The 10,739-nt window shown below is 58.2% G+C and carries 8 protein-coding genes; 7 read left to right on the top strand and 1 reads right to left on the bottom strand.

All coding sequences use genetic code 11. The features are described from left to right. Positions 1–287: 287 nt before the first annotated feature. Entirely contained in the window at positions 288–1,088 is an 801-nt protein-coding gene (locus JTJ31_RS02190; protein ID WP_207536945.1) for a class I SAM-dependent methyltransferase, read from the top strand. 408 nt (positions 1,089–1,496) lie between these two features. Here the strand turns inward: JTJ31_RS02190 and JTJ31_RS02185 are convergent, their stop codons facing one another. Then, on the bottom strand, positions 1,497–2,153 hold the full coding sequence (locus JTJ31_RS02185) for an Abi-alpha family protein (RefSeq protein ID WP_207536944.1): 657 nt from the start codon (positions 2,151–2,153) through the stop codon (positions 1,497–1,499). Between the two features lie 1,386 nt (positions 2,154–3,539). Between JTJ31_RS02185 and JTJ31_RS02180 the strand changes: the two genes are divergently transcribed. The 6 genes from JTJ31_RS02180 to JTJ31_RS02155 all read left to right on the top strand — a co-directional run bounded on the left by JTJ31_RS02180 (position 3,540) and on the right by JTJ31_RS02155 (position 10,705). Next, the gene (locus JTJ31_RS02180) at positions 3,540–4,274 is read left to right on the top strand and encodes a hypothetical protein (protein WP_207536943.1); all 735 of its coding nucleotides are present in this window, start codon (positions 3,540–3,542) and stop codon (positions 4,272–4,274) included. A 1-nt stretch (position 4,275) separates the two neighbouring features. Continuing rightward, positions 4,276–5,238: a hypothetical protein gene (locus tag JTJ31_RS02175; protein ID WP_207536942.1), complete on the top strand. Its 963-nt coding sequence runs from the start codon at positions 4,276–4,278 to the stop codon at positions 5,236–5,238. 21 nt (positions 5,239–5,259) lie between these two features. Beyond that, a complete protein-coding gene (locus JTJ31_RS02170) occupies positions 5,260–6,252 on the top strand; it encodes a metallophosphoesterase family protein (RefSeq protein ID WP_207536941.1) in 993 nt (330 codons plus the stop codon). Between the two features lie 1,134 nt (positions 6,253–7,386). After that, positions 7,387–7,953 carry a recombinase family protein gene (locus tag JTJ31_RS02165; RefSeq protein ID WP_207537299.1) on the top strand — a complete coding sequence of 189 codons (567 nt, stop codon included), beginning with the start codon at positions 7,387–7,389 and terminating at the stop codon, positions 7,951–7,953. A 122-nt stretch (positions 7,954–8,075) separates the two neighbouring features. Continuing rightward, on the top strand, positions 8,076–8,450 hold the full coding sequence (locus JTJ31_RS25290; RefSeq protein ID WP_408015369.1) for an excalibur calcium-binding domain-containing protein: 375 nt from the start codon (positions 8,076–8,078) through the stop codon (positions 8,448–8,450). A gap of 1,046 nt (positions 8,451–9,496) precedes the next feature. Further along, entirely contained in the window at positions 9,497–10,705 is a 1,209-nt protein-coding gene (locus JTJ31_RS02155; protein ID WP_207536939.1) for an EVE domain-containing protein, read from the top strand. Positions 10,706–10,739 lie beyond the last annotated feature (34 nt).

Raw genomic sequence — 10,739 nt, 5'->3', positions numbered from 1 at the left:
AGGGTCAATCGGTCGTGTGCATAATTCTGCGAAATTCGCGCATGTAGCGACAGTGCCCATTATTTCCTTGTTTCGCAACGCCTTCACGCCCAAGAATTCCCGCCGGGTGTGTGAAAATGGGAAGCATTGATGAGCGAGGTTCGTCGGGTGTGAGCCATACACAGCAGCGATCGGCCTATGCGTCGGGGCACTGCAAGTGTTGCGGCGGGTCAAACCTCTATCCCTTCGGGTCCGTGGACGCCTCACGAAGTTGCGAGGATCGCCGAGGACCGCCTCCCTTCCGCTGGATGGGCGAGGACATCGCCTATGTCCGCTGCGGAAGATGCGGCTTCGTGTTCACTACACATTTCGACGCGCTAACGGATGCAGAGATCGGCATCAGGATCTACAACAGCGATTACCATCTCGCGGATCCCGACTTCGCAGTGGCCCGCCCGCGTAGCAGCGCGGAGGTGCTGCAAGCCATGCTTGGCCCTGATCGCAAGCATCTCCGTGTTCTCGACTACGGCGGGGGAAACGGTCTGCTAACGCGCATTATGCGCGAAAGAGGCTATTTGTTTGACAGCTACGATCCCTATTTCGGGGACAGAACTGCGGAGCCTGAAGAGAAGAGCTACGACCTCATCACCGCTTTTGAGGTTTTCGAGCACAGCCGCGATCCAATCGGCACGTCTCGCGATGCGCTTCGCTTTGCAAAACCCAGCGGCGCATTTTTGGCTTCTACTCTGACCCTGCCCAATAAGGCCGATATTGACTGGTGGTACATAGCTCCTCGCAACGGGCATTTTTCCATCTTTACCTCGGCAAGCCTTGACACCTGCGCCCGAGCTTTGGGGCGTCGTGTCCTTTCCTTGTCAGAGGGCTTTCACCTTTTTTACGCTGAGCCGCCGAGTGAACTGGTGCGGGATTGGGCCGCGAGGGAAGCGCGGTCGGCCCGATATGCCGCCTCCATAAGGGGAACAGGGCAGTTGTTTCGCACTGGAGACGCGCTTTGGCGCGCGGGAGCGCGGCGCAACGCGTTCTCCTTCCGCGACTTGGGGCGGGCGCTTGCCCTCGACTTCGGTCTGATGCGGCCTGAAAAGCCATAGCAACCGCGCCACCGGATCCCCGATAACGTGGGCATGGTGCGTCTGGTCAGCTGCCTGGAAGCGAGAGCGAGATCGGGGCCGTGGTCCGCTCCGGCAGCACATCGACTCCCTCGTCCAGCTGGAAGCCCGCGTCTCATAACCGGAACGGCGGCAGCCAACGGGCCTTGGTCGGCAATGGACGCAATGCCAAACCACGCACACTGCAGAAATGCTGGGGTGATGGCTCCGGCGGTTGGAGCCGCAGGGTCCGTCTCCTAAGCAACTGATCCAGCCGTCCTTTCCTGCTCCGGCGGGTTGGTTGTGGGAGCATTGTGGGCCCGCTTGGCCCCTTGGTGCAAGCTGTGGTGGATAAGTTACCGCGACGAGCGCAACAAGGACGTGACGAAAGAGAGGTGGATCAAGCGGGTTTCACACCGACGCTTCCTCAGGATTACACGCTCTCCAAAATTCATAGCCGTAGGGACTAACGTAAGAGAACTGATCGCCAGTAAGTAGTCCTAAATTACTAAGGGCAGCCATACTGAGCTGAACCTCAGTTTGTCTGATGCCTAGCTCCTCTTCAAGGAACTTCCTGGCTCCTTTATTTACGGCTGGGGTCTTTGATCTGATGATTTTATCGAATACAAGAGCGTCTAGCGGCTCCATCTTCATCAGGGTTTCGAAAAAAGATCTCCTCACTCGTCTATAGGCTTCCGGATGCATCGCACTAATCAGGAGTGCAGCCCACAGATCTTGCAGCTCATCTCTGCTTTCATTCGCGGCATGTTGAAGGAGAGGTAACAGGATGCTCGGACTGGGCTCGATCAATCTATTTTCATTCAGTTTCTCACGCAGGACTTCGGTCTTCAGTTCCAGTTGGAGCAGGTTCATTCGGCGCCTATAGTGTAGCCAGTCGCCTCCTGCGACACCGAGAAGGTCTTGCGGGATCGTGCCAAAAGTATCCTTCAACCAACCGCCAAACCCGGTCCCAGCGTCAACCACCTTCCCGCCAAAGTCGGCCGTCTTTCCGATGCCCTTCCCAATCTCGCCCGCTGCCTTAGCAATATCGCGTGCAGTTTCATCCATCTGTGCATCATCCTCCGGTCGCAAGCCTTACGGGACCTGAGTAGACTAACCCACCCAAGCCCCCTGAAAAGCCGCTGACGGCCCCCACCGGGACACGGGAAGGGGCCATCCTTAGGCGATAGCGGCGGGCCTGCGCAGGACTGCTTGTTACTTCCTCCGTTCCGGTTTGGCTGCCTCTCGGCCTTCGGCTTCGGCAAGGGCCATTTCAAAGGCCCGCTTTTCGCCTGCCACCTCGTCAAGTTCCCGATGGAGCGGTTCCCGTTGGTCGGGGGCTTCCTGCATCCGCGCCTTGATCTTCTCCCTAAGCTTCTCGATGGCGGCCAGGAACCGCCGAAGTTGCGCGGGCGAGCGGAGGTGCGGGGAGGGGCTTTACGGCGCTCATTCCGCAGCCCTCACGGCCGTAGCGGGAGCCGGAACGGGTACCTGGGCACCATGACCCGCAGCCTCCCCGCGCCTGCCTCCAAGTCCCTGTCCGGCTGCTGCATCCAGCACCGAGCGGAGGCCGCAAACGCAACAGCTATGCCAACGAAATGGTCCGGTTCGGCCCTTATGATTGAGGTGAGCCATAAAGGCGCGCTCAGCCATGCCCAGACCCGGGGTGTTCAGGAAGGTGCTAGCCAATAGGAAGACCATGGGCCCGCCTGAAGACGCCCTCGCCATAGCCAAGCGGGAGAGCAGCGCGTAGCTCTTCAGATCGCGCTTATTGAAGAGATGGACAGAGACTGCCATCCCGAGACTGCGGCCGAGGCCAGGAAGTTGCTGCTGACGCTGGAAGACGCCCTTGCCCACGCGCAGGAGCGCCTCCGCAAAGAGCGCAAGAAGCGCAGCCTCGATACCCGAACGGCCACGCCGACTTGGCCGGTAGCTGGTGACGCGGGCGGCCCGACGAGGTTACTTCTGCACCCTGCTTGCAGCCAGCAGGTCCTTGAAGGCTACTCGTTCGGTCGGCACGTGAGGCAAGATGGCCGAGATCTTTCGGCGTTGCACAAGGGACGCCAATGGCGGAAGGTTATGTTAGCACTACATCAGTAGTGTATGAGACGGTCGGACTCCGGCATGGTTTTGAGGGGGCAGCCTTGGTGGTTAGATACTCAGATGCTGATCTGCGGGGTGAACTCCCCGGTCGAAACGACCAACGCTGTTCAAGGACTGCCGTTACCCCTACTGCCAGGGTCGCTGGCGGGCTTCCTTGTGGTGCGTGCCGAGAGAACGCAGTCTTGGCCGACAGTATGCGGGAAAGCCTAATATGATTGTCTCAAACTTGGACCATATTGAGTCATGGCTGGCACTAGACGCAAAAGCGAGTGAATGTTTGCGAAGGGCGAGCTTCATTCGTTCAAGCAGTAAAATACGAGCGAAGCAACCCATAACCCTCGGAGTTGGGCCATGAACCTGCCTGAGGCATCAAGCCACAGGTCTGAGTTTTTTAGTCGGATTGGCCAAAGGGGCTTGCGTGAGAGCAGGCTCGCAGAGGACGTTCGTACCCTTGCAGAGTTAAAGCCCGATGCGCGGCACAGATTGCTGGATCAGGTTGAGCGCCTGCTTACCTCCGACCTAACTTCGGAGCGCGAGGCCGCGATTGAATCGCTATCTGGCGAAATGCAGCGGCCAAGATCAGATTTCATACGTCTAATCCGGCTCTGTATCGGGCTTGTTCGAGCTTTTCAGTCCTACCAAGTCCCTGAGGACGAAGCTCGGAGGTTCGCCGATGATCTCGCGCGCGAAATCGAGCTTACCTCAAGCGCGGTCGAATCTGTTGCTGCGGCAATTAATGATCTCATAATCATTGCGCAACGCCGCAAGGACGAAATGAGGCTACGCGACGCAGCTCAAGGCCCAATACCGTTTCTCATAGATGTTGAGACGAGTGTCGAACTGCGGGCTGTTGTTGGTGAGCAGCGCGATCCAACTTTGGAAGAGCTGCAGAATTTGGAGAAACCAGTCGTCCCAGATATTTCTGCTTTCCTGCCAATTGTATCAGTTAGGCTTCAGTATAATTTTGGAGATGACCAGGCATTTCAAGTCGATGAGCAAAGGCTCAGATTAGTCATTTTGAGATTGAAAGTTGCTTTAGCTCACCTTGAGCACCTTAAAGAAATATCTAAAAGAGTGAGGTTCTGAAATGCATGGCACGACGAGAAAATATGATTCCATCAAAGTGAGCGGCGCAATGGGGGGCTCAAGAGGTACCTTGGTGGATTTAGATTTTAACCAATCTTGCGACATGGACTTCTTAAGCGGCCCCCTAAATGAGACGCTTGTGGGAGAATTTCTATTTGCGGATTTCAGTCCAGAGCCTAATGCCTGGCTTCTAGACGATAACGTTCATTTGAGTTCGAGTAATGAAGGCAATTATTCAGCTCTGTGCTTATACTTGGAAACGCCACATATTGTGCCTTTTGGCATGACTGAGGCTTCGCGTTCTCGAAACTCAAAAAACGTTTTTAGGTGGCGAGCAAGAGAGGCACTTTTAGATAAAGATATGTTGCGCGCCTTAGCTGCCGTGCATGCAGATGTATTTGATGTCGTATTTCTTCGACCAGGTGGAGAAGCGAAAGTAGCTGCTGAGCCGACGGCCGATGGATTCGGGGAGCGCTACCAAATCAGCGCAACGCTAGCGGGTTACGTGGCGCGAGGCATCGAAAGCATGCGGATACTTGGAGAGCAGGAATTAGACTCACATCCGAAGTGGGCCGACCTCAGCCCATACATTCTGGACACACAAGTAGATGCCGAGCAGCTTCGTGGAGAGCTAACGTCTCAGCTCTGGCTTGTATTTACAGAATTCGCTGCGCGTCGAGGCGCGGGATCTCACAATATTGCAACGCAAGATGGTTGGGCGTTACAATTCGAGTACCGACTGGCCGAAGCATTCCCAACGCGGCCTGCTGAGACGTCGGCTTTTCTGACAGACCTGCTAGCGGACATCAAAGCGCAGCTTGCTCGTGGCATGTCGATCGGAGGAGCATGGGGGAACATTGCACTTGACGGCGATGGTCTGACGATGGAAGTTGCGATACCAGACCTCACAGAGCAGTTTCCGTTCGCTCCGCTATCACCGGCGTTGATTGAGCGGACACCGTAAAGCTGTCATTAGGGCTATCCGATGGGCGTGATCCGAATTCTTCACATCTCGGATTTGCATATCGCTGAAAATCCCTCCCAATTTCCGCCAACTCCAGCTTTAGCCGCACGACGTCTGCTCTGGCAAGCGGTAAGTAAGATACTGTTTCCGACCGTTACTTATGCGGTTGGCCCATTCGGTAGCTACAATCCTACGGCACTGAGAGTGGTTGGCCGCTTTGCGACCCGAGCAGCTCTCAACGGATTTGTGCAGGCGGTTCTAATTACGGGCGATCTTGCGACATCCGGAATGGAGGAGGATCTTAATGCTGCGGCCCGTTTCCTCAGACCGAACTCGACCCCTTCATCATCGAGAGGAGATTTGGGAGAAGTAAGAGCGCGAGATCTGGTCCTCTTGCTTCCTGGTAATCATGATCGATACGCCGATGACTGCGGTACGCCTGGCTGTAGGCGCTTCGATGCTATTTTCGCCGACCTATGGCCTAAGCCCGATGTCTCTTCCTCGACTCTTATTGATGCAACAGATGGGGAGGCGCTGACCATTGTAGCCGGTGATTTCAGTTTGACCAATGCCTCCGATGCGCAGCCAAGGGGGATGCCGTTTATGCATCTTGGGCAAGGGAAGGTAGATGAGAACCGCTTGCGTCAGATGTGCGACGCGACCCTTGCTGCACGCAACCACGGGAGGGAAGCTGTGATTTGGGCGGTCCACTTTCCTCCGCAAGACCCTGGGGGGAGCCTTACGCTAAAGCTTCTTGATGGCCAGAAGCTTATAGATGCTGCAGATAACCACGGTGTGCATCATATCCTGGCGGGCCACGTGCACAGTTGTATGGAGTACAAGGCGGGACGGTCTGTGAGTGTCCATGTGGTGGCAAGCGGCGCATCGTATGACAAGGGACTTCGTCTGGGAGCGCAGATCCTTGAGTTCGAGATCAAGGGTGGAAAGCTAATCCGCATGAACAAAATCGAATACCGTTTCGATGAGTATCGACAAGATTTGTATCCAGTCTAACCAAGAAAAAGCGCCTTTCGTGTGAGGCCAGCGCAAGCACTCTCGCTCAGCATCCATGCATTCCACTTAGCTTTCATTTCCAAATATAATGACCTATAAGGGGGCGCTTCACGCGGAGTGCAAGAGGTACAGTCTCGGTTGTCGAGGGACGATCTGATTGGGACGCTCCGGTCACGCGGGCGGCCCGTTCTTCCACCCGGCGAACGGCCGTAGCGGTCTACGTTCCGGCCCCTAAAGGCGTTGGCACTCGCCATATGGAAAAGAACTCCGCCAAGTGACGGAGTGAGGTCGCACCGCTGGCCTGTGCCTCACCCACCAAAGGTAGGAGACGGAAGGCAGCATGGTCCGATGAACGGGACCTAGAGGCCCCCGAAGCTGCCCCGCCGCTCCGCGCATCGTGCGCCGCACCCATCATGAAAAAGCGGGGTCAGCCTCCATCAAGTGCGGCCTCAATAACCGCGATGGCAGCCTCTTTACCGAGATCAAGAGCGGTGTGGACGGCTTCACTGGTAACCACCCTAACCGCAGCCTGGGCAGCGGTCTGAGCTACACTAGCCGCGCCTTCAATAACTGCCTGGGTTATCTCGCTCTTAGCGGCAAGAACTGCTATATCGGCTGCTTGAGATGCAGCGGACGTGGCCAAATCAGCAGCCTTGCTGACGGTCGCACTCACATCGACGGCACTTACGACCTCGCTAACAGATGCGATGACACGAGCACTGCCCTCTACGGCCTCTGAAGCGGTACGGGAAACTGCGCTTGTTCCAACCGAAACGAGTTTGAGGCCAGTTCCTTCAGTGTACTTGCCACATTCGACGCAAGTCCGCTGAGACTGGACGTGTCGAGTGAGGGCTTGACGCTGGAGGCAAGTTCTAATGTGGCCTCAGCAGCAGCCTTAAGCTTCGACGGTGTAAACGGCATTGCTCAGCTCCTTACATGTCCAGAATGGTAAGGCGCCTGATCGACGCTATGCAAGGCTTCCCCACGTCTCGCTGAAGCAGGCTCATGTGAGCCATCGGGAAAAGCGCCAGTGGTGTCTCGCATAAGTGGCCTTGACGTTCTGAGACGGATCATCCCACTCTCTCAAAGACCCGTGCGGGACAAGCCGCCGGTATAGGAGACGCCTTCATGGGGATGACCATCGGCTACGCCCGAACCTCTACGGTTGAGCAGGAGGCGGGCCTCGAAGCCCAGGAGCGGGACCTAAAGGCAGCAGGCTGCGAGCGCATCTTCGCGGAGCGTGTGTCCTCAGTAGCCAAGCGAGAGCAGCTTGCGGCCGCCCTGGACTTTGCCCGCGACGGGGACACGCTGGTGGTCACCAAGCCAGACCGTCTCGCCCGCTCCGTTGCGGACCTTCTCGCCATCGTCGCTAAGCTGCACGGGAAGGGCGTGGCGCTGCGGGTCCTTTCCATGGGCGGGACCGCGCTGGACACCCGGAACCCCACCGGCAAGCTCATGCTCACGATGCTTGGAGCCGTGGCCGAGTTCGAGCGGGACCTAATGCTGGAACGGCAGCGGGAGGGCATCGCCAAGGCAAGGGCGGAGGGAAAGTACCAGGGCCGCGTCCCGACCGCGCAGCGTAAGGCCAATGAGGTCCACAAGCTGAAGGCAGAAGGGGTGAGGCCCACGGAGATTGCCTCCCGTCTGGGGATCGGCCGGGCCAGCGTTTACCGTATCCTGGCGGGCGAAACGGCGGCCTGAGCCTGTCTCGTTGCGGCCTACTAAGGTGAAGCGAACGGCGCTTTCAGGGGGTCAAGGGGCGGGAGAGACCCCGCAAGCCAACGGAGTGTTTATCCGCCGTCTTCGCCTGCTACCATGCCTCTATGGGAACCGTCGCCGACCTAGAGCGCGAAAGGCAGCGCCGCGCTCGGATTGCCGCCCAACAGCAGCGCAGCTTGGACCGGAAGCGAACATTTCGCCGCCTGAGAGAGTGGATGCCGCTGCCGGTCTTCCTCGTCCTGGCCGTTGGCGTGGCGCTCTTCGCTCCCAAAGCAATCCATCACCCGCCTGCTACCGCAGCCTACTTCACCTCCGCTCTATGGGGGCTGTACTTCCCGAACTGCGCAGCGGCTCACGAGGCGGGATACTACAACATTCCCGCTGGCAGCCCCGGTTACCGCACGCGCCTAGACGCGGACGGGGACGGCCTCGCCTGCGAGCCATACTCGGTACGGGGTTCAGGCGACGGACGGCGCTAGCGGGAGGCCAGCACGGCCACGCTCACGGCCCTGAAGGTAGAGCCCCGACTACACCTTCGCGGGACCGAAGGGGGGCCGGGGTCGCCACCCGCCACGGGGGGAAATCGCCACCGCCGCGATTGCGGATACCCGCTCGTGTTTTCGCGATGAAATGGGGCGCCCGCGACCCGAAACCATTCCTGCGCATTTTCTTGTTGATCCAGCAACGGCCGTTCAGCTAACGTTAAGTTTCGACCGGCGGCTCGGTTGATGGTCCCGACCGGGGGGCCGCTGTGCAACTTCTCCCTCGAAAGTTCAGCCATTGCAGGACCGCTCCATCTACGCGCCTGGCCTCGTGATTGTGGCCTGCGGGAACACCATCGAAGTGACGCTGGATGGCCACCCTATGCGGTTCGTGGACGCGGACTTCGCCCTCGTTGAAGCGGTAAGACGCAGCACCGCTGTTCCGCCACTCCGGGACTACCTGTGCAATCTCGTCTTCTGGGGGCTTTGGCAGCTTGATGGGACCGAGCTCGTCCTTCCGGCATCGGCTTTGGAAGATGCGTTCCGAGCGACGGGGCTGCTCGAAGCAGCTTAGGGGGCGCTTGGGACCTTGGAGACGATGGGACCTCGCTACGGTCCTCGCCCGGCTCCTGATGGTAGAGTTGACTTCACCTTCACGGGTCATTCAGGGGATGGGAGAGGGGGAGGTTCCCTCCTCCCACTAGCTACGGGTCCCGTTCAGGGTCCCTATAGGACCCCCCTAGAGCTCGTTCCGGGATAGCGGGGGACAGAGTTGGTTAGTTGTGTTCCTTCATAGCGGGGGACAGCGAAGGTGTAGTGGGCTTTACCTTCCGCTCCGAGCCCCACTCGTTACCAGCCGCCACCTGAAAGCTCGCGCCAAGTCGCGCTCAGTTTCCGGAACGCTCCGTGCGGACCTGATTGCCTTCGTCGCTTCAGCCTACTCGGCATCGTCGCTCGCGGCATTTCATGGGAGCAACCGGGACGCGCGTTGACCGGCTCGAAAGCGGCATGTTCTCCTCGCCCTGTATCGCGCAACCCTCCCGATGATCCACTTCAAGGGGCGTGACCTAGCGGCCAACACAAACCTACCGAGGCATGTTCCCGTGGCTCCACAGTACTGGCTGAACCTCTTCACGTATCAGACTTGGCAGGAGTTCTTGGCCGCTGGAGGCGAAGTAACCGGCTTTCGCGAGAACCGGTGGAAGACGGTGCAGAATATGCACCCCGGGGACTACCTGCTTTGCTACCTGACAGGCGTGTCGAGATGGATTGGATTGCTTGAGGTAACCGGCGCCGCCTTCCAGTCCGATGAGCCGATCTGGAAGGACAACAAGTTTCCTGTACGCGTCCCCGTCAAGGTCACGGCCAAGCTCGAACCTATCACCGCTGTCCCCATTTTGACGATGAAGGACAAGCTGCCGCTTTTCGAAAACTTGAAGAGCCCACACGCCTGGACGGGGCATTTCCGTGGCTCCCCCGCTAAGTGGCCGAGCGAGAGTGGCCAGATTGTCGCAAGCGCCATTCACGCTGCAGTACGTGACCCCATCGAGCGGCCCTTCGATCCAGCGAAACTGAGCAAGGTTCCTCCGATCCTGAAGACCGCGAGTGGCCAAGCGGTCACCGTCCCCGAAGAGGAGCCAGCGACGGTTCCCGAGCAGTCAACGCCTGATGAGCAAGTTGGGTCAGCCGCTGGCGTCTCAGTCAGTGCGGCGAAGGAAGACACCCCTCACACCGAGATGCAATGGCTGCTTGCGAAGCTGGGCAACGACCTTGGCCTTGGCGTCTGGATCGCGAAGAACGACGTAAGCAGGTCCTACAAGGGGCACAGCTTTAAGGAACTGCCGCAACTGAAGCTCGTCCTCCCGGTCAACTTCGACGACGCTACGCGGAAGACCATCGAACTGATTGACGTGATGTGGCTCAAAGGAAACGCGATTGTGGCAGCGTTCGAAATCGAGAGCACAACGCAAGTGTTCTCAGGTCTGCTACGGATGGCGGACCTGATCGCCATGCAGCCGAACCTCAACATTCCGCTCTACATCGTCGCCCCTGCTGAAAGGCGGCAGAAGGTTTTCAGCGAGACGAACCGGCCGGTCTTCGCGAAACTGAACCCGCCAATGAGCGAAGTGTGTTCCTTTCTCTCGTTCGAAGCCCTGAAGGAGAAGCTCGCTCAAGTGGCTGGGTTCGTGAACTTCTTGAAGCCGGAGTTCATCGAAGACGTCGCAGAGCCGTGCACGCTTGACGATGTGTAAGGCGCTCGCCGAGTGGGAACCCGGAGAGGTCTAG

Source organism: Sabulicella rubraurantiaca (genome assembly GCF_017355885.1).
Classification (GTDB): domain Bacteria; phylum Pseudomonadota; class Alphaproteobacteria; order Acetobacterales; family Acetobacteraceae; genus Roseococcus; species Roseococcus rubraurantiacus.
Note: the sequence above shows the minus strand (reverse complement) of the source record. Positions and strands in the feature narration are given on the sequence as shown.

Excerpts from the sequence above, each read along its gene's own strand:
- JTJ31_RS02170 (WP_207536941.1), top strand. The coding sequence starts at position 5,260 with ATGGGCGTGATCCGAATTCTTCACATCTCGGATTTGCATATCGCTGAA.
- JTJ31_RS02175 (WP_207536942.1), top strand. The coding sequence starts at position 4,276 with ATGCATGGCACGACGAGAAAATATGATTCCATCAAAGTGAGCGGCGCA.
- JTJ31_RS25290 (WP_408015369.1), top strand. The coding sequence starts at position 8,076 with ATGGGAACCGTCGCCGACCTAGAGCGCGAAAGGCAGCGCCGCGCTCGG.
- JTJ31_RS02180 (WP_207536943.1), top strand. The coding sequence starts at position 3,540 with ATGAACCTGCCTGAGGCATCAAGCCACAGGTCTGAGTTTTTTAGTCGG.
- JTJ31_RS02155 (WP_207536939.1), top strand. The coding sequence starts at position 9,497 with ATGATCCACTTCAAGGGGCGTGACCTAGCGGCCAACACAAACCTACCG.
- JTJ31_RS02165 (WP_207537299.1), top strand. The coding sequence starts at position 7,387 with ATGACCATCGGCTACGCCCGAACCTCTACGGTTGAGCAGGAGGCGGGC.
- JTJ31_RS02185 (WP_207536944.1), bottom strand. The coding sequence starts at position 2,153 with ATGGATGAAACTGCACGCGATATTGCTAAGGCAGCGGGCGAGATTGGG.
- JTJ31_RS02190 (WP_207536945.1), top strand. The coding sequence starts at position 288 with ATGGGCGAGGACATCGCCTATGTCCGCTGCGGAAGATGCGGCTTCGTG.